19 protein-coding genes are annotated in these 17,684 nt (G+C 42.9%); 7 read left to right on the top strand and 12 right to left on the bottom strand.

Features of this window, described 5'->3' with window-relative positions; all coding sequences use genetic code 11:
- Positions 1–5: 5 nt before the first annotated feature.
- Complete coding sequence (locus ISALK_RS05295) at positions 6–896, bottom strand: diacylglycerol/lipid kinase family protein (protein ID WP_160719873.1); 891 nt, start codon at positions 894–896, stop codon at positions 6–8.
- Between the two features lie 152 nt (positions 897–1,048).
- On the opposite strand from ISALK_RS05295, the gene ISALK_RS05290 reads away from it, so the two are divergent.
- On the top strand, positions 1,049–2,803 hold the full coding sequence (locus tag ISALK_RS05290; RefSeq protein ID WP_160719871.1) for an ABC transporter ATP-binding protein: 1,755 nt from the start codon (positions 1,049–1,051) through the stop codon (positions 2,801–2,803).
- Between the two features lie 11 nt (positions 2,804–2,814).
- Positions 2,815–4,863 carry an ABC transporter ATP-binding protein gene (locus tag ISALK_RS05285; RefSeq protein ID WP_160719869.1) on the top strand — a complete coding sequence of 683 codons (2,049 nt, stop codon included), beginning with the start codon at positions 2,815–2,817 and terminating at the stop codon, positions 4,861–4,863.
- Positions 4,864–5,055: 192 nt separating this feature from the next.
- Here the strand turns inward: ISALK_RS05285 and ISALK_RS05280 are convergent, their stop codons facing one another.
- Positions 5,056–5,196 (bottom strand): hypothetical protein, encoded by a 141-nt coding sequence (locus tag ISALK_RS05280; protein WP_160719867.1) that lies wholly within the window; start codon positions 5,194–5,196, stop codon positions 5,056–5,058.
- A gap of 320 nt (positions 5,197–5,516) precedes the next feature.
- Between ISALK_RS05280 and ISALK_RS05275 the strand changes: the two genes are divergently transcribed.
- Positions 5,517–6,323: a histidinol-phosphatase HisJ family protein gene (locus tag ISALK_RS05275; protein WP_160719865.1), complete on the top strand. Its 807-nt coding sequence runs from the start codon at positions 5,517–5,519 to the stop codon at positions 6,321–6,323.
- Between the two features lie 73 nt (positions 6,324–6,396).
- Here the strand turns inward: ISALK_RS05275 and ISALK_RS05270 are convergent, their stop codons facing one another.
- Positions 6,397–6,861 carry a chemotaxis protein CheX gene (locus tag ISALK_RS05270; protein WP_160719863.1) on the bottom strand — a complete coding sequence of 155 codons (465 nt, stop codon included), beginning with the start codon at positions 6,859–6,861 and terminating at the stop codon, positions 6,397–6,399.
- A gap of 3 nt (positions 6,862–6,864) precedes the next feature.
- Positions 6,865–7,284: a bacteriohemerythrin gene (locus tag ISALK_RS05265; RefSeq protein ID WP_160719861.1), complete on the bottom strand. Its 420-nt coding sequence runs from the start codon at positions 7,282–7,284 to the stop codon at positions 6,865–6,867.
- 211 nt (positions 7,285–7,495) lie between these two features.
- On the opposite strand from ISALK_RS05265, the gene ISALK_RS05260 reads away from it, so the two are divergent.
- Positions 7,496–7,921 carry a MaoC family dehydratase gene (locus ISALK_RS05260; protein ID WP_160719859.1) on the top strand — a complete coding sequence of 142 codons (426 nt, stop codon included), beginning with the start codon at positions 7,496–7,498 and terminating at the stop codon, positions 7,919–7,921.
- A gap of 79 nt (positions 7,922–8,000) precedes the next feature.
- Here ISALK_RS05260 and ISALK_RS05255 read toward each other — a convergent pair whose 3' ends face one another.
- From ISALK_RS05255 to ISALK_RS05220, 8 genes are all read right to left on the bottom strand, one after another.
- On the bottom strand, positions 8,001–8,627 hold the full coding sequence (locus tag ISALK_RS05255) for an NUDIX hydrolase (protein ID WP_160719857.1): 627 nt from the start codon (positions 8,625–8,627) through the stop codon (positions 8,001–8,003).
- 112 nt (positions 8,628–8,739) lie between these two features.
- Positions 8,740–9,807, bottom strand: a complete 1,068-nt coding sequence (locus ISALK_RS05250) for a 5-oxoprolinase subunit C family protein (RefSeq protein WP_201756841.1) — start codon at positions 9,805–9,807, stop codon at positions 8,740–8,742.
- Positions 9,808–10,554, bottom strand: coding sequence for a 5-oxoprolinase subunit PxpB (pxpB, locus tag ISALK_RS05245; RefSeq protein ID WP_160719855.1), 747 nt, complete (start codon positions 10,552–10,554; stop codon positions 9,808–9,810). It lies immediately after the preceding gene.
- Complete coding sequence (locus ISALK_RS05240) at positions 10,538–11,350, bottom strand: LamB/YcsF family protein (protein ID WP_160719853.1); 813 nt, start codon at positions 11,348–11,350, stop codon at positions 10,538–10,540. Before ISALK_RS05240 ends, pxpB begins: the two co-directional genes overlap by 17 nt.
- A 163-nt stretch (positions 11,351–11,513) precedes the next feature.
- Positions 11,514–12,443: a TraB/GumN family protein gene (locus ISALK_RS05235; RefSeq protein WP_160719851.1), complete on the bottom strand. Its 930-nt coding sequence runs from the start codon at positions 12,441–12,443 to the stop codon at positions 11,514–11,516.
- 366 nt (positions 12,444–12,809) lie between these two features.
- On the bottom strand, positions 12,810–13,379 hold the full coding sequence (locus tag ISALK_RS05230; protein ID WP_160719849.1) for a GNAT family N-acetyltransferase: 570 nt from the start codon (positions 13,377–13,379) through the stop codon (positions 12,810–12,812).
- A gap of 218 nt (positions 13,380–13,597) precedes the next feature.
- A complete protein-coding gene (locus tag ISALK_RS05225; RefSeq protein ID WP_160719847.1) occupies positions 13,598–13,849 on the bottom strand; it encodes a hypothetical protein in 252 nt (83 codons plus the stop codon).
- Positions 13,850–14,008: 159 nt separating this feature from the next.
- Positions 14,009–14,458 carry a YggT family protein gene (locus tag ISALK_RS05220; protein ID WP_160719845.1) on the bottom strand — a complete coding sequence of 150 codons (450 nt, stop codon included), beginning with the start codon at positions 14,456–14,458 and terminating at the stop codon, positions 14,009–14,011.
- A 268-nt stretch (positions 14,459–14,726) separates the two neighbouring features.
- On the opposite strand from ISALK_RS05220, the gene ISALK_RS05215 reads away from it, so the two are divergent.
- The 3 genes from ISALK_RS05215 to ISALK_RS05205 are packed head-to-tail and all read left to right on the top strand — an operon-like array spanning position 14,727 to position 17,669.
- On the top strand, positions 14,727–15,653 hold the full coding sequence (locus tag ISALK_RS05215; protein ID WP_160719843.1) for an acyl-CoA dehydratase activase-related protein: 927 nt from the start codon (positions 14,727–14,729) through the stop codon (positions 15,651–15,653).
- Entirely contained in the window at positions 15,640–16,704 is a 1,065-nt protein-coding gene (locus tag ISALK_RS05210) for a 2-hydroxyacyl-CoA dehydratase (protein ID WP_160719841.1), read from the top strand. The genes ISALK_RS05215 and ISALK_RS05210 overlap by 14 nt, the downstream gene beginning before the upstream one ends.
- A complete protein-coding gene (locus tag ISALK_RS05205; protein WP_160719839.1) occupies positions 16,701–17,669 on the top strand; it encodes an acyl-CoA dehydratase activase in 969 nt (322 codons plus the stop codon). The genes ISALK_RS05210 and ISALK_RS05205 overlap by 4 nt, the downstream gene beginning before the upstream one ends.
- Positions 17,670–17,684: the final 15 nt, after the last annotated feature.

Raw genomic sequence — 17,684 nt, 5'->3', positions numbered from 1 at the left:
AGTGATTAGGGCACTAAAATCTTTACCGCCTTTTTAATTACAGAAATTTGAGCCGGAGTGTTTCCTAAGTACTCTCCATCAACATCAATTTCCATAGCAGGTTCCGCCATGATCGTAACTTCCTCTACATATTTATAATAGACTTTAGGATGGTCTATATGGCTACCATTAAAAGCTTTTACAAAAATATTGAAAAAATCCTTTACCGGAAGCTTTTCCACCATTAATAAATCCAGTTTCCCATCATCGATTTTTGCCCGGTTCATCAGTTGTTTAAACCCCCCTACAAACTGGGTATTGGAAACCAGAAAGAAAAGGACTTCTCTTTCCACCATTTCCCCGTCGACTGACAGCTTCAACTGTACCGGTTTAAAGATTTCTCTCGGAAAATCCCGGGCGCCCTCTAAGATATAGGCCATTCTCCCTAAAATAGTTTTGGAGTCGCTGCTGACTTTATGGGCCACTTCCGTGATTTTACCTCCTGCAGCCACATTTATAAAATAATGGTCATTGGCTTTTCCTGCATCCACCCACTTTTCCCGGCCATGCTGAATCATCCGGTAAAAATCTTGAACCTTCGTAGATATTTCAAAAAAACTGGCAAAATCATTGACCGTTCCCGTAGGATAAATGGCTAGGGGAATCTTTCTTTCCGATTCCATCAGACCGTTTACTACTTCGTTTAATGTGCCGTCTCCTCCGACAGAAATAATGAGATCCGTCGTTCCTTTACAGCTTTCTATGGTATAATTCTTGCCATCGTATTTTTTTTCTGTATAGAATATTTTTACTTTTCGCCCTTCGTTTTCTAACATTTTTTTTATATCCTGAATATTTTGTTGAAACTTCTGTTTTCCCGAACTGGGATTGCAAATAATATCGATGTTTCGATACATGACTTCCCCCCCCTTTACTAAGTCTATAATACCATAGACTCACCACTTTCGAAATAAAAAATCCTATACACTCAGGGTCTTGCATAGTAGGGGTTTATATTATACAATGAAAATTATTTAGTGTGACAAAATAACCTGGGGGAGTGACAATATTGCTATCAAACTTCAAAACCTTAAAGTACTTTTTCATCGAGCATAAATGGGCTTACATATTAGGCGTCGTATGGCTTATTTTTGTGGATATTTTACAGTTAATTCTGCCGGAAATCCTTCGGTCCTTTACCGACGGACTACAAGCAAACATTGTTGGGAGAACGGAAATTATCCGTTACGGTGTTTATGTACTGATCATCGGTTTTTTACTGGCCTTCTTCCGTTTTTTATGGCGGATTTTTATCATCGGAACTTCGAAAAAACTGGAGTTTGAGCTTCGAAACAAGCTTTTTTCCCATCTGTTAAAACTCTCCACCAACTACTTTAACAAGAGTAAAACCGGAGATTTAATGGCCCATGCCACCAATGATATCAACGCGGTGCGTATGGCCTTGGGCCCGGGAATCGTTATGGTGGTGGATGCAGTTTTTATTACAGTGATCGCCACGATTATGATGTTTCTCACCACCGATGTCCGACTGACTCTGTTAGCCTTATTTCCACTGCCTTTCTTGGCACTGGCCTCAGGACGTTTCGGAAAGATTATTAATCAGCGTTTTCGAAAGGTCCAGGAGTCCTTTTCTTCGCTGACGGAAACCGTGCAAGAAAACCTTTCAGGAATCCGAGTGGTCAAAACCTTTGTTCAGGAAAATAAAGAAGTGGAAAAATTCGCCCAAAAAAACCAAAACGTTTTTAATAAGCAGATGCATCTAATTAAAATTTTCGGGATATTCCAACCCCTAATTATGGCTATTTCTTCCCTTAGTTATTTGATTGTTATTGTTTACGGAGGCACTTTGGTTATTAACCGAGATATTTCCCTCGGTGATTTCATCGCCTTTAATTCCTATTTGGCCCTTCTGATCTGGCCTATGATGGCCGCCGGTTGGGTAGTAAATATTCTTCAACGGGGGTCCGCTTCCATGGCACGGATCAACACCATTTTGGATGTAGAACCAGAAATTGTTGACCGGGAAGATGCGGTAAGTATAGAGAACCCCCGAGGAAATATTCGATTTATCAATACCTCTTTTAAGTTTCCCGACACCGACGAATACGCCCTGGAAAACTTTAGTCTGGATATTCCTCCAGGAAGCAATATCGGTGTCATCGGCCGTACCGGCAGTGGAAAAAGTACCGTGGCCAGCCTTCTATTACACCTCTTTGAAGCCCAGGAGGGGGAAATCCAAATCGACGGACTCCCTATCGAAAAGATTAAAATCGAATCCCTTCGAAAGCATATCGGCTATGTGGACCAGGACAGCTTCCTGTTTTCCACCACCATCGCCGATAACATCGCCTTCGGTGTGGATGAAGCTTCCCGGGAGGAAGTGCAGCGGGTGGCAAAAATCGCCCAGGTTCACGAAAATATCCTGGACTTCCCCGAGGGGTATGAAACCTTTGTGGGAGAACGGGGAGTGACTCTTTCCGGTGGACAAAAACAACGAATTTCCATCGCCCGGGCCCTAATTAAAGATCCCCAAATCCTAATTTTGGATGATTCTCTTTCCGCCGTGGATACGGATACCGAGGAGAAAATTCTTGCACACCTGGAGAAGGAAATGGAAGAAAAAACCAGCATCTTGATTGCCCATCGAATTTCGACGATCAAGGACTGCGACAAAATCATAGTACTGGATGACGGAAAGATTTTAGAGGAAGGCACCCATGATGAACTGTTGAAAAATAAAAACCTTTACTTCGAACTATATGAAAAACAGTTACTGGAAGAAGAAATTACAAAAGAAGATTAGGAGGTGTAAACATGAGCAATTATCACGAAGAAGAAACTCTCGGGAAAGCCTACGATTCAAAATTAATGGCACGACTTCTCGGCTATGCGAAGCCTTATTGGAAAATCATTGCCCTGTGTGTTTTACTACTGGTTTTCATTGCCGGTGTGGAACTTGCCCGACCCTACTTTATCCAAGTGGCCATAGACGAACATATCAATGTTTACGACCGTCCTTTATATGTTTATGATGAGCCGGTGACTGAAGGAGGTACGGAGTACGACGGCCATTATTACTACATCGAGGATCCCGAAGAAGGTTATGATTCCATGGCTCAATTAGTACGGATCGAAGGAGAAATATATTTATTGGATGAATTTTTAGGAAATGTGGATGTGCCGGGAACCTTCCAGTCGGGGAATGGCGACTATTTAGTCTTTGAAGACCGGGAAATTTCCGCTTCTCTACTGTCCGACGAAGCCATACAGGATTTTCGAGCCGAGGATATCAGCAATTTGTGGCGCATCGGCTGGATCTTTCTCGCACTAATCATTAGTGCTTTTATCATGAACTACATTCAAGTGTATGCCCTGAATTATGCCAGCAATAAAATCATCTACAATATCCGCCAACAATTGTTTACCCATGTGGAGAACATGTCCTTACGCTTTTTCGATAAAAACCCGGTGGGACGGCTGGTAACAAGAATCACCAACGACACGGAAACCCTTCATCAGATGTATACCGAGGTATTGGTAAGCTTTTTCAAGGATATTTTCATCCTTTTAGGGGTGGTCATCGTCATGCTTACCATGAGTTTTCGACTGGCTCTTTTGACTTTCTTAGTGCTGCCGGTGCTGCTCCTATCCTCCTATTTGTTTCGACTGAAGGTCCGAGATGCCTACCGACAGGTCCGACTAAAGCTTGCAAGAATCAATGCTTCCTTAAGTGAGAACTTCACCGGAATGAAAACCATTCAAACCTTTAAACGGGAAACTCAGCAGTTTAATAAATTCAATAAAACCAACGAGGAACTCCTAGCTGCAAACAAACGGGAAGTATTCATTTTCGCCGTATATAGACCATCCATGGAGATTATACGGTCTCTCGGCTTTGCCATTATTATTTGGTACGGAGGCGGTCAGGTGGTCCAAGGCAATATACAGTTCGGTATTCTCTTTGCCTTTATCAATTATATTAAACAGTTTTTCCAGCCGATCAACAACCTAACGGAAAAATATAACGTTCTCCAGTCCTCCATGGCCTCCTCAGAGCGAATTTTCAAGCTCTTGGATACGGAGTCCACTATACAAAACCCAGAGAACCCTAAACCCTTAAAATTCTTTCGTGGAGAGATTGAGTTCAAAAATGTATGGTTTGCCTATAATGAGGATGAATGGGTACTTAAAGACGTTAGCTTTAAAATCAAGCCCGGGGACTCCATCGCCTTCGTAGGAGCTACCGGTGCCGGAAAGTCTTCCATTATTAACCTGATGGCCCGTTTTTACGATATTCAAAAGGGGGAAATTTTAATCGACGGTGTCAATATTAAGGACCTTTCCATTACCGATCTTCGGGAGAACATCGGAATAGTTTTGCAGGATGTGTTCATGTTTGCCGGGGACATTAAAGGAAATATTTCTCTGGATAATCCCAACATCTCCCGGGAAAAAATCAAAGAAATCGCCAAGTATGTAAACCTGCACCGGTTTATTGAAAGACTCCCTAATGGATACGACGAACCGGTAATGGAGCGGGGGGCCACCTTATCCTCGGGACAAAAACAACTGTTGGCCTTTGCCCGGGCTTTGGCGTTTAACCCGGCGGTACTGGTACTGGATGAGGCCACCTCCAATATTGATACGGAAACAGAAGAGTTGGTTCAAGACGCTATGCAAAAAATCATCAAAGGAAAAACCACCATTGCTATCGCCCATCGCTTATCTACAATCCAAAGTTGTGATAAGATCATTGTCCTTCATAAAGGGCGTATACGGGAAATAGGAAATCACAATCAGCTTCTTAAAGAAAAAGGCTTATATTACAATTTATACGAACTACAATATAAGGATGTACGATAACAACCACTGACAGCTTTGCCTAATTTATTCCCTTAAAAAGCTCGGGTTTCTTTCTAAGAAACCCGAGCTTTTTTTATACTCTCTTGCCCGTGCAGGTCTTTTTAATTTTATTGCATAAGAGGTGAATTTACTCATAAAAATAGGACCCCGATTTCCAGGATCCATTTTTATATGGGGTTTGTTCTTTTATGATTAATTTTCCTGTCGCAACTTCTTCTCAAACATGTCACACTCTTCTAGAGTACAAGAGTTTGCCACACAATGAATACAGGTAATTGCTCCACAATCTTTTCGTTCTTCTACCTTGGGTAAATGTCTTTGTTCTTTTCTCATATTATCTCTCCTTTTATTTTCTCTGTAAGATCATTATACCAACCGTGCATTTGTTTGTCAAATGATTTTTTAAAATTATTTTTTTCTTATAACTATAGTTACCCAGGGAGTAATTTCTTTAAACATCTTTCTTGTATTTTTTTCAGACCCCCACATGCCAACGTTTTAACCATCCACTTTTGTCATTGTTAATTATTCCTCCAAGATGCTATTTGCAACTATTAATACAAGACTTGCATTTTTGTGATTCTTAATGGGGGTTTTGTTATTCAATCAATTTCTGATATACTAATGAGGTATTAATATAAAGGAGGCCTACTATGTTTGACAGTCATGTACATTCCAACTTTTCCCCGGACTCTGCCGCTCCTATGGTAGACACCATCGAGGAAAGTATAAAAAAAGGACTAAGTTCCATTTGTTTTACAGATCATTATGACTTGGATTACGACGGCAAGGATAATGACCTCACCTTTGATATAGATCAGTATTTCCACACTCTGGGTTTATTAAAAGAAAAGTACCGGGATCGAATCGATGTGCGTGTAGGAATCGAGTTGGGACTTCAACCCCATTTAGTCCACCGCTACCACACTCTTTTTAAGGATATTCCCTTTGACTTCATCCTGGCTTCCATCCACAGTGTGGATCGGGAAGATTTTTATTCCGGTAACTTTTTTGACCACCGGAGCCAACTCCAGGCCTATAACGATTATTTTTCCGAGCTGAAACAGTGCCTTGCCACTTATGATCATTTTCAGTCCTTCGGTCACATCGATGTAATCAAGCGTTATGGTAATTATCCCCACACCCTCCCCCTAAGTAGCTACCGGGATATTCTACGGGAAATTTTTACACTGCTTATTGAAAAAGGGAAAGGCATTGAACTGAACACCTCGGGACTTCGCTATGGTTTGGGAGACTTTCATCCCTCCGTGGATATTTTAAAGGAGTACAAGGCCTTAGGGGGTGAACTCATCACCCTGGGATCCGACTCTCACGTAGTTGGCGGTACCGGAACTTATTTTCCTGAAGCCTTGGAAATTCTGGAGAGTTTAGGTTTCAAATACTATACCAGTTTTAAAAATCAACAACCGGTGTTCCATAAAATTACCGATTCTTTATAGAGAAGAAAAACCCCGCGACCTAGATTTTCCAAGTCACGGGGTTTTTTATTGTTCATCGATTGTTGTCTTTCCCTTATTCCTTTTCTTTTAAAAATAAATTCAGATCAAACTCCCCCATCGCCGTACTTAACGTAAGTACCAGGGGCTGTTCTTCCTCCACAGCAAAGGATTTGTACTCGCCGATGAAAATCCTCGGAGGAACAATGTCGCAGCTCAGGTTCTCATCATGGAGTATGGTCATGGCATTACCCGAAATGATATTAGCCACTTCTCCCAGCGCGGAGGATACAAAACTGTTGATTTCCGCCATTTCCATTCCTGACATTTCCTTTACCATTTTCAATGTCATCTCTTCAGGAAATCCGAAAATCACAGTACCCTGAAGATCTCCGGTAACCCCCAGAACCACATTGGCATCATTACTAGTAATCAAATCTTCCTCCATTTTCAATTCTTTTTTCTCAGGTTCCAAATTGAGCATCGTCTGAAACACCCGATTGGTGGCTTCAATAAAAGGATTTAAGTATTCTGCCTTCATATTTTAGCAATCCTCCCTTTCCTTCGTAACGTAGTCTCCGATCTTTTGGTCCACATCCCCCACATGCATAATCAACCAGGTCATAATCTTTCCGCCGAATTCCTGTACCAGTTCCTCCGAATAATTTTCATTTTCAAGTTTTTCGATATACTCTTCAATGCCTTTTTTGAATTTTTCATGGGCCTTTTTATGATCCTCTATATTAGGGTACCCTAATTCTTCTTGAAGTTTTTCCTCATCATCAAAATGATAATGTACATACTCCCCCATAAAATTCATGGTTTCCTTTACTTTTTCAATCTTATCCTCCCAGGTTCTTTGGGGGTCATTGGTGGCCTTTAAAAACTCCTCTACCCTTTGAAAAAGTTCCCGGTGCTGCTCGTCAATCCGTTCTACCCCTATTTTATAACGATCTTTCCACATAAATGCCCTCCTCCTTTTTACGATAAATCCATGATTATTATCGGCTTATTGATTGAAAAGTTTAGCTTTTTCTTCTGCTTCATCTGTAAAGTTGAAAATGTTGTTAAAGTTGCCGGATAGCCCTTGATAAAACATGGGGAAAAGTGTATGATAAATTTGTAACGTTAATTATTTAACAAATTATCAAACAATAAAGAATGGAGGTTTTAACATGGAAACAGTAGAAAATGCAGAGCTCAGAGGTATGCGCGTCGGCGATGAAGCCTTTGATGAGAAAACTATTACCAAAGAAGATGTAGAAACTTTTGCCAAGGTCACCGGCGATCATAATCCCGTACACCTGGATGAGGACTACGCGAAGGATACCATATTTAAAAAATGCATTGCCCACGGGATGCTATCCGCCGGGCTTATCTCAAAGGTCATCGGAACTCAGCTGCCGGGACACGGAACCATTTACTTAGGCCAAACCCTGAATTTCAAAAAGCCGGTATATATCGGTGATACCATTACCACCGTGGTTGCCATCAAAAAGATCAATGTAGAAAAAAAGTTTCTTACCCTGAATACCTACTGTAAAAATCAAAAAGGAAAAGTAGTGCTCGATGGAGAGGCTACAGTAATGATCAACGATTAGGGTGTTGTTAGAAACATATACCTCTAAGCAAAAGACCTTGGAATAATTTCCAAGGTCTTTTGCTTAGTAAAACTTTAATTCAAAAACAGTCTACACAGATTATATCCTTTGAATCGTTAGATTTCTTACTCGGTTTCCGATTCTGAAGTTGATAACGTCGCAGTTTTTCATTGAGTTTTTTATAAATTTTTTGCATGGAAGGCTCCTTGGAGACCTTAACACAGGTTTCAATATCCATCCAACATACCCCTTGATTTTCATCGAATTTCACGGACAACTTTTCGTCATCGCTAGCTTCCAGTAAATAGGTGCAGTTGATATGAAGATGTGAAGGCACGTATTTTTCATTTTTCAAATGACCCTCCACGGTTAATATCTCCAGGGAAAAGATCTCTGTTTGAATCGGTCGCACTTCTATAAGCCCCGTCTCCTCTTTGACTTCTTTGATCGCCACAGCCAATAGGTTTTCCTCCCCGTCGGCATGGCCTCCGGTCCATGACCAGGAATCATAGATGTTATGATAAATCATCAGCACCTTATCCCGAGCCTCATTTAAAACCCATGCTGAGGCAGTAAAATGGGCAATTTCGTTTTCTCTGGTCAACACGTTTTTTTGATTTTTTAAAAAGCCCAGCATCACATTTTTATCCCGGGACTCCTGTTCATTATAGGGCTCGTACTTTTCAATTTCTCTTAGCAGGTTCATCGGTCCCCCTCCTTCGATGGAGTTTTCATCTCCTTGATAATCTACTGTATTTATTCGACAAAGAGCACCCATATTCCTCTTTTTTGCTTGAATTTTTTCTCCCGGGGAGCGTCTATAGCTTCCTTTTCTCCTCCACCAAAACCGTATACTCCCTTTCATTAACCCGGATCCTAAACTCTTTTTGTCCCGGTTTCAACGATTCCTCTTTCCGGTTACAGAATTTTTCTGCTCCATGATCCAAGGCATATTGCATTCCTTTGAACTGCTCTTCTCTTTGCCAAAAAATTTTCTGAGCCTCTTTCACGGAGACTTTTTTAAAATACAAAGTATCCCCCGGTTTTGCCTGGGCCAGCTTCGAAAGGTCTGCAGTAATCACATTTCCTATTTTCGGATAGCCCCCGGCGGTTTGACGATCCGCCATCATAATAATTGGCATACCGTGACCGGGAATTTGTATGGCCCCCATGGCTATACCGTCGGAAATAATTTCCGCCGGACCCTGGTGGCTAATCTCCCGGCCTTCCAGGCGAAGGCCCATACGGTCACTGTCCATCGTCACTTTATAGGACTCCATGTAAAAGTTCTTAATACCATCCTCTGTAAAAGCTTCCTCCTGAGGCCCGGGAACTACCCGGATTCTTATTTCCCTAGGATATATCATTCCCTGTTCCCCCAGGGACCGGTCTTTACATTTATCCTGGGCTCCCTCAGGGATGCCGATTTTCATCAGATCTCCTTTTCGAAGAGCTCTTCCCTGAAAACCTCCGAAACCTCCCCGGAGATAGGTGGATCGGCTCCCCATTACCTTCGACACATCGAACCCTCCTGCAACGGCCACATAGCTTCTGCAGCCACTTTTCACACGCTGAAAAGCCAACTTGTCCCCGGGAGAAACCGCGAGGGATTTCCACATTTCTACGGGACGACCGTTGATCGTCGGGGTTAAATCCCCTCCGGTCAACGCAATAACCGCCTCTTGTAGAAACTCAGCGGCAAAACCCATCATCGTGACTTCAATTACCGCCTCTTCCCTGCCATTACCCACCAGAATATTGCCCATACGGTAGGCATAATCATCCATAACCCCGGAAACCGGCACACCGTATTGTTGGCACCCTGTTCTTCCGCCATCCTGCAATGTGCTGAGCAGGCCGCCTTTAAGCACTTTAAGTTCTCCCATTTACATCGATCCTTTCTCTTCGTCCTTCCGATAGGTTTTCCAGGGAACGCCTCCGGCTTTCAATTCCCGTTGAATTTTTTCATACTCTTCATGGTCTATGGGACAAAACTTTATGTAGTCTCCCGCCTTCAATAAAAAAGGGGGAGTTCCCTTAGGATCAAATAAAGCTACCGGAGTCCAGCCAATCAGTCGCCAACCTCCAGGACTGTCCAGAGAGTATATTCCCGTTTGAGCGTCGGCTATTCCCACGGAGCCTCTTGTAATTTTCTTTCTGGGACTGTTCAGCCTCGGCGCAGCTATTCGGGGATCCATTCCTCCTAAGTAGGGAAAACCCGGGGTAAATCCTAACATGTAGATTAAGTACTCTCCAGAAGAATGAATTTGGATAACCTCTTCTTCACTGACCCCTGCATGTTTTGCCACATCCTCTAAATCCGGTCCGTAGGCCCCCCCATAAATTGTTGGAATTTCCGTAATCAATGGTGGCGGCATCTTTAATTCCTTTAGTTTCTCTTCCCTTTTCTTAAGCTCTGTAATCAATGATTTTTGATCGATTACCAGCGGATTGTAATGAATCATCAACGAACGGTATGTGGGAACGGTTTCTGTAACCCCTTTCACTCCTTCCTGTTGTAGTAAATAGGCAAGAGCCCGCACCTGTTCATTGATTTTTTTCGAAATTTCATTTCCGAACTCTGCTACCAGAGCATGGTCTCCGGCACTTTTATACTCAATCGCCTTGTCCATTCGTCATTCCTCCCCGTGATCCGCTCTTTAGAAATCTGTTGTTCATCGGTGCGATATCTATGTTTTCCTCTTTAAGAGCCTTTCGAATCTTTTTAACAAAACCCAGGGCTTTTTCATTGTCTCCGTGTATGCAAATGGTGTTTCCCCAAATGCTGATTTCTTCCCCGGTGATCGCCTCTACCTTTCCTTCTTTGATCATTCGTACAACCCGTTTTATAGCCAGGTCTTGATCCTCGATCATAGCCCCGGGCTCCTTTCTCGACACCAGGTTTCCGTCTTTGCCGTAGGCTCGATCCGCAAACACTTCCCGAGCCGCCTTGAGTCCTATTTCTTCTGCGGCTTTTACCAGGTAACTGTTGGCAAGTCCCACCAACACCAAATCCGAATCCACCGCTTTTACAGCCTCCGCAATCCCCCGGGACAGCTTCAGATCCTTCGCCGCCATATTATACAGTGCTCCATGGGGTTTTACATGTTGCAGTCTGCCTCCCGCCGCTTCCACAAAAGCCTTTAATGCCCCTACTTGATAGATCACATAGGCCTTTGCTTCTTCCGGGGTAATTGCCATTTCCCGGCGACCAAACCCCATTAAATCCGGAAGTCCTGGATGAGCTCCGATGGCGACCCCCAGCTTTATTGCAGTATCCACTGTTTTTTTCATAACCATCGGGTCCCCGGCGTGCCAACCGCAGGCTATATTGACAGAGCTTACGTGCTCCAGTACCTTTTCGTCCATGCCCAATCGATATGCCCCAAAACTTTCTCCAAGATCACTGTTTATATCGATTTTATCCATTGGAATCCTTCCTTTCTCTATATTGATTAATTCGTGATTGCTCCCCTTTATTATAATTGTTTTCAGAATACATTGAAAGGGGTATTCCGGTACTAGTGAAAAAAGCCGTCGATATAAAAATACCAGCGGCTTGTTTGGCGTATAGTTAGGTCCCTTATCCTAACTAATACCCCAGTTCCAGATGATAGCCCAGCTCTTCTAAATTATATACAATGCTGTTTTCCCCTACGAGGTGCAAAGAACCCACTACAATAAAGTAAGTCTCCTCTTCGTCATTTTCCAAAAGCTCCTGGATTTTTTCCGTCATGTTCAGATCCCGTTCATCAAGCATGGCGATTTGATACTGCTGAAAGGATTCGCTCCCAACCTCTTCCATACTCTCCCGACGAAGGGTTTCAAAATATTCCAAATCTCCTTGCTCCCAGTAATCCAGCATCTCTCGAAACTGTTCGTTTACGGTTTCCATCTCCCCTAAGGTCTCTTCCAGATACCGCTGCTGGGATTCATCGGATAGTAAGGTAAAGGGCCGTAATTGATCCTCAACGGATTCCAGTCCTATGACTTCCCGGTCCCCCTTCTGATCAAGAAAGTACTGTTCCACTCCATACTCCTGGGAAAAATCCGATTTCTCCACGGCAATTTCTGTAAGAAGCATTGTGCCGTACCAGGGACGGAAAAGATCTAGAATTTCTTCTCCAATGCCTAAGGGTTGGGCGTAGGATAATAGTTCCTGAAATGTTTCCTCCGAGATGGTGTCCCGCATTCTGCTTTCATCATCATACATGGCGTAATCCATCATTTCCTGAGCTACGGCCATTTCGTTAAGATTGTCCAAGTCGATTTCCATCACCAATACATCGGAGCTTTCAAAGGCTTCTTCAATGGAGTTATGTAGTGGATACATTTCTTCCTCTCCTATATGGATAGAACCCATTAAATATACCGGATTTTCTCCCCCCGTCACTTCGTAAAATAGTCCCCGGCCATTTTCTACGGTCTCCTCGGAACAGCCCAGGACCGAAATAAACACTCCCAAAACTAATAGAGCAAACCTCAATTTCCTGCTGCTTTTCAACTTTCCAATGAATTTCATTAATTAGTCCTCCTTTTTATACTTTGTAAGGTTTTTGCTTTCATGAAATAACAATCATTTCTTTATTTTACGGCAAAATTCTATCCTCTATCTTCTTAGGATAAGAACTTCTCAGTAATTTTCAAATACCCTTTTTTCTATACATTAATCCCTTGATTGTGAATTCATTACCGGGAATTCCAATATTTGTCCGCGATTTCCGCTTTTTCTTTTTTGTAATAGAGTCTAACTGTGCAAAATTAAAAACGAATAATCGGGAAGTAAAATTACAAAAAAAAGCTTCGGAGAATTTTCCCGAAGCTTGTATTTTTTTGTCGATGTTAATTTGATCCGTATAGATAAAAAAAACTCTCAACAAAAAATTTTCTAAATATTAGCTCCAATCCATTGTTCTTTCCCCAGGGTAAATAAATGCTCGGTGCGGTCCTCTCCGTCAACTTCCTCATTGGTTGTAAAGTCTCCCTGTCGTTCAAAAGCCAAATTTTCCAACAAACTTACCGCTGGTTGATTTCGAGTATCAATAATGGCAACCATCTCTTCAACATCAAGATTCGAAAATGCATAGTTCAGCCCCGCCGTCGCCGCTTCTTCTGCAAAACCTTCCTGCTGATAATCCGGTGCAATTGTTACAAAAATTTGGGCTTTCCATTCATCGGAATCGGAAATGTAAATTCCTAAATCTCCGATCAATTCCCCCCTTGATTTCAACTCGATGGCCATTTGAAACCACTTATTCGACTTTTGGGGTTCCGCCCCTGCCTGTTCCCTAATAAACTTTTTGGCTTTTTCAAAGGTACAGTCACACCATCCTTCTCCCTTGTACCGTCGAATTTCCGGATGATTCCTGTAGGTGTAAAATCTTTTGATGTCACTTTCCTTGAACCTTCGAAGGATCAAATTTTTTGTTTCAATTCCATCAAATTCATACCTTGCCATCGTTACACCCCTTTTAAGAACCGTAAAAGCATCTTCCACTGCGACAAAAAACTGTTAATCTTAAATCTTAATCTATAGATTATTTACCCAAAATATTCACTTTTAACGACCCTGATAAATAAAAACCCGATTTACATGCTGATTTTTTTCATCTATTGACAGTAAAAAAAGTGTACCAGAGGGTCCGACCCTCTGGTACACTTTTTTTAACTTATCGCTTATATTGTGTAGCGTTTTCTGTACTCTCTAATGATTTCGCTGACAGTAACAATCAGAAACAATACAAGGACAACCCTAAGACTCCAGCCTAAAGAAATGAGGCTTAACACTTCTAAAAAAGAATCCTCCGACATAAAAGACAATATCCATGATCCGATCAGTAATAACACCAACAGATTCACTACCCAACGAAAGAACCTTTGAATTACGTTTCCGATGAAATTTTTGTCGGTGATGATTTCTTTGATCATACCAAGTTTCTCCCCTTATTTTCGGTTCCTTGAAAACGATTAGCTGAAACAGTGACCTTGTTAACGTAACCAGGCTCGGGCCTCTTCCTCCTTTTCCGATGAAAAGACTTTAAATTCCATTCGGGTTGGAGAATCCACAATTTTTTCAAGAGCGGAGCATCATTCTTCTCCCTCTTTTTTAACCTTTTCTTCTTTAACCTTTTCCCTTACGGCGGTATCTTCAGTGGTCTCTGAGGATGGATCTTCCTTAGGGGTATGATCTGATGCGACGTACTCCTCCCGGCGTAGGGTTCTTTTCGCAAATAAGGATTGGATCAGCCAGGATGCTATAAAAAGAACGACTAATGCAATCAACGTCGCCGGTTCAAAAACTCCCCTTCCCCATTCCGTCTCCGGGAAAATACCACTGAAAATTCCTACATAGGGTTCGGTAATGCCATAGAGAGTATCCACAAACTGATTGTCCGGATTGGCCCCGAAAAGCAGGAACACAAATCTAAATAACAGAATAATTCCCGCTAAAGAAAAAATGATTCTGATGACCCTTCTTAAAGTATCCGTTGCCGTTTCCGTCTCTTTTACCTCCCGCTTTTTTTGAACATCCCTCATGATAATCCTCCTTTTACATATACCTTCAATTAACAAAGCCTTCTGTAGAGGTATAGCTTCAACTCCCTATTAACTAATCTGATATTCATATTATTCCCTTATTTCATAAAGATAAACCCTTGTTGTTGATCCCGCGCTAGGAAAATGAGTTCATACTGAGTTCATAAACTTTTCTTATAATTACCTCTATTCCCCTCCCCCTTCATTCACATTTCCCCTTTCATATGATAAACTAATCACAAATACTAAAGTAAAGCAGGTGATATTTATGATTATCGGAATTCCCCGAGGATTTTTATATTATAAGCACGAAACCCTATGGAAGGGTTTCTTTGACGCCTTAGGTATTAAGTACATTGTCAGCCCCAAAACCAATCAGGAGATCCTGGACCGGGGGAATGAATTCGCCATTGATGAGGCGTGTCTTTCTTCGAAAGTGTATTTGGGTCATGTACACTGGCTGATTGACAAGTGCGATAAAATCTTTGTGCCCCGAATCTCATCCTATGGTATGGATGGTGAACTCTGTACCAAGTTTCCCGCGCTATTCGATTTGGTAAGGAACACTTTTGGGGACCAGGAAATTGAGCTGGTCCATTACAACGTGGACTTTCGAAATGCCGATGCAGAAACTCCGGGTTTTGTGAAGCTGGGAAAACAGTTGGGAAAAAGCCGTACGAAAAGCCTTCGGGCTTACCTGATAGCGAAACAGGGAGAGAAAACCCAGCAAATTTTAGAGGGAAACAAAGTACGGGAGGCCATGGAAAGGGATGGCTTGAAAATTCTAGTGGCGGGCCATGCCTACAATCTACATGATCCCCACTTGGGCACCCCGGTGTTTGAGATGTTAAAAAAACTTGACACCATACCCATTTCCGCTGCCCGGGTCCATGATAAGGAGATTCACCGAACCTCCCATCAAATATCCCAAAACATTCCCTGGGTTTTTAACCGGGAACTGGTGGGCACCATCGCCCACTATCAGCATAAGGTCGACGGTATTGTACTGATAACCGCCTTCCCTTGCGGTCCCGATTCCTTAATCAACGAGTTAGTCCTTCGACGGATTAACAATCCTCCGGTACTACAACTGATTCTTGACGGCCAGGAAGGAACCGCAGGGATGGAGACCCGGCTGGAGAGCTTCATCGACATTATCCGATTTAAAAAGGAGGGCTATTATGACAAAATATAAGGTCAGCTTTCCCCATCTTGGAAATTATTACGTTCCCTTGGAGCGCCTGTTTACCCGGGGACTGGACGTGGACTATGTAGTGCCTCCGGTGATTACGAAAAAGACCTTGGAACTTGGAAGCCTTCACAGCCCGGATTACATCTGTGCCCCTTTTAAGTTTAATATGGGCAATTATATCGAAACCATTGAGAAAGGTGCCGACACTTTGGTACAAACCGGAGGTGTCTGCCGTCTTCGTTATTACGGCGAGCTGCAGTCTCAAATTCTTAAAGACTTGGGTCATGATGTTCGTTTTATCACTTTGTCCCAGGGAGCCCTGTCCAAACCCGTCACCCTTTATCAGAGCTTTAAAGAAATCAACCCCGCTATGTCCGTAAAACAAATCGGCTCCACCCTGCCGATGGTAATGACCATGATCGAGACCATGGATAAGGTGGAGGACTTTGTTCGAAAAAACAGCGGTTTTCAAACGTCTCCGGGAATCCTGGAGGCCATTCACGAAGACTTCTTACAGCAACTGCGTTTAACGGATTCCAAGAAAGACGTGAAAAAACTTTACAAAAAGACCACGGATCATCTGTTGGAGGTTCCGCTGAATAAACCCCACAATCCCATTCGAGTGGGGGTGATCGGCGAGTATTATACCATTATGGAACCCTTTAGCAACCACGACATCGAAAAGGAACTGGCGAAAAAAGGTATCGTGGTGGACCGGTGGATCAATCTGACCAACACGGTTCTTCGAAAAGATTGGAAACGTAAAAAAAGGGTAAGACGTTATACAAAGTATTCTATGGGAGCCACCAGTATGTTTACTGTGGATCAGGCCCTGCGTTTTGCCAAACAAAAGTACGACGGGATCATTCACGTGAAATCCTTCGGCTGCACTCCCGAGATGGATGCCATGCCGGTGTTGCAAAACATCAGTCGGGACTTTAATATACCGATCCTTTACTTCACCTTTGATTCTCAAACCAGTGATACGGGGATCCAGACCCGCTTGGAAGCCTTTTATGACATGATTATGATGCGCAAAGGAGGACTACTATGAAAACCGCTTATTTAGGAATCGATGTGGGGTCCATCTCCACAAAATCCGTAATCATCGATGAAAATAATATGATTTTAGCCCGGGATTATCTTTGGACCGAGGTGGATCCTATCGGCACCGTAAAAAAAATGCTCCAGTCCCTCTCCGATCAACTGGACCGGGTCAACGAAAAGCATCGGGAGAATCCCTATCAGGTTCAAGCCGTGGGCACTACGGGCAGTGCCCGGCGATTAATCGGTAGTATTACCGGATCCTCCGTGGTAAAAAATGAGATTACCACCCATGCCATCGGCACCACTTCCCTGTACCCCGAGGTGCGAACCATTTTTGAAATTGGTGGACAGGATTCGAAAATCATTTTAATTGAAAACGGAATTGTGGTGGATTATGCCATGAATACTCTCTGCGCTGCGGGCACAGGAGCTTTTCTTTCTAGCCTGGCTCAGCGGTTGAACGAAAAGGTGGAGGATATCGGTAAAATCGCTCTGACATCAGACAATCCCACCAGACTGGCCGCCCGTTGCAGTGTATTTGCCGAGTCCGACATGGTGCATAAAAGCCAGATCGGGCATTCTAAAAAAGACATTATCGCAGGAATCTGTCAGTCCGTGGTGACAAATTACATGAATAACGTGGCTAAAGGAAAACGGATTATCCCCCCCATAATTTTCCAAGGGGGCGTCAGCAAAAACATCGGAGTTACCAAAGCCTTTGAGCGGATCACGGGTCATGAAATTCATGTGGATCCCGACTCTCACTTGATCGGCGCTCTGGGTACCGCGATCCTTGCGAAAAATTCCAAAGACCACCGCCCCTTTGATTTTAAAATTTCCGAAGCGGACTTTCAAACCAAAGGGATACCCTGTGATAAATGTGCCAACCACTGTGAGATTATTGCGGTTTATCAGGGTGATGAATTGATTGATGCCTGGGGCAATAAATGCGAACGGGGACGGATAATATAGGGAAAACTTCGGCAA

This window comes from Isachenkonia alkalipeptolytica (genome assembly GCF_009910325.1).
GTDB lineage: Bacteria > Bacillota > Clostridia > Peptostreptococcales > T1SED10-28 > Isachenkonia > Isachenkonia alkalipeptolytica.
This window is presented reverse-complemented; position numbering and strand designations above follow the sequence as displayed.

What these genes read in the sequence shown, in the direction of transcription:
- ISALK_RS05295 (WP_160719873.1), bottom strand. Translation starts at nt 896, where the DNA reads ATGTATCGAAACATCGATATTATTTGCAATCCCAGTTCGGGAAAACAG.
- ISALK_RS05285 (WP_160719869.1), top strand. Translation starts at nt 2,815, where the DNA reads ATGAGCAATTATCACGAAGAAGAAACTCTCGGGAAAGCCTACGATTCA.
- ISALK_RS05280 (WP_160719867.1), bottom strand. Translation starts at nt 5,196, where the DNA reads ATGAGAAAAGAACAAAGACATTTACCCAAGGTAGAAGAACGAAAAGAT.
- ISALK_RS05275 (WP_160719865.1), top strand. Translation starts at nt 5,517, where the DNA reads ATGTTTGACAGTCATGTACATTCCAACTTTTCCCCGGACTCTGCCGCT.
- ISALK_RS05270 (WP_160719863.1), bottom strand. Translation starts at nt 6,861, where the DNA reads ATGAAGGCAGAATACTTAAATCCTTTTATTGAAGCCACCAATCGGGTG.
- ISALK_RS05265 (WP_160719861.1), bottom strand. Translation starts at nt 7,284, where the DNA reads ATGTGGAAAGATCGTTATAAAATAGGGGTAGAACGGATTGACGAGCAG.
- ISALK_RS05260 (WP_160719859.1), top strand. Translation starts at nt 7,496, where the DNA reads ATGGAAACAGTAGAAAATGCAGAGCTCAGAGGTATGCGCGTCGGCGAT.
- ISALK_RS05255 (WP_160719857.1), bottom strand. Translation starts at nt 8,627, where the DNA reads ATGAACCTGCTAAGAGAAATTGAAAAGTACGAGCCCTATAATGAACAG.
- ISALK_RS05250 (WP_201756841.1), bottom strand. Translation starts at nt 9,807, where the DNA reads ATGGGAGAACTTAAAGTGCTTAAAGGCGGCCTGCTCAGCACATTGCAG.
- pxpB (WP_160719855.1), bottom strand. Translation starts at nt 10,554, where the DNA reads ATGGACAAGGCGATTGAGTATAAAAGTGCCGGAGACCATGCTCTGGTA.
- ISALK_RS05240 (WP_160719853.1), bottom strand. Translation starts at nt 11,350, where the DNA reads ATGGATAAAATCGATATAAACAGTGATCTTGGAGAAAGTTTTGGGGCA.
- ISALK_RS05235 (WP_160719851.1), bottom strand. Translation starts at nt 12,443, where the DNA reads ATGAAATTCATTGGAAAGTTGAAAAGCAGCAGGAAATTGAGGTTTGCT.
- ISALK_RS05230 (WP_160719849.1), bottom strand. Translation starts at nt 13,379, where the DNA reads ATGGCAAGGTATGAATTTGATGGAATTGAAACAAAAAATTTGATCCTT.
- ISALK_RS05225 (WP_160719847.1), bottom strand. Translation starts at nt 13,849, where the DNA reads ATGATCAAAGAAATCATCACCGACAAAAATTTCATCGGAAACGTAATT.
- ISALK_RS05220 (WP_160719845.1), bottom strand. Translation starts at nt 14,458, where the DNA reads ATGAGGGATGTTCAAAAAAAGCGGGAGGTAAAAGAGACGGAAACGGCA.
- ISALK_RS05215 (WP_160719843.1), top strand. Translation starts at nt 14,727, where the DNA reads ATGATTATCGGAATTCCCCGAGGATTTTTATATTATAAGCACGAAACC.
- ISALK_RS05210 (WP_160719841.1), top strand. Translation starts at nt 15,640, where the DNA reads ATGACAAAATATAAGGTCAGCTTTCCCCATCTTGGAAATTATTACGTT.
- ISALK_RS05205 (WP_160719839.1), top strand. Translation starts at nt 16,701, where the DNA reads ATGAAAACCGCTTATTTAGGAATCGATGTGGGGTCCATCTCCACAAAA.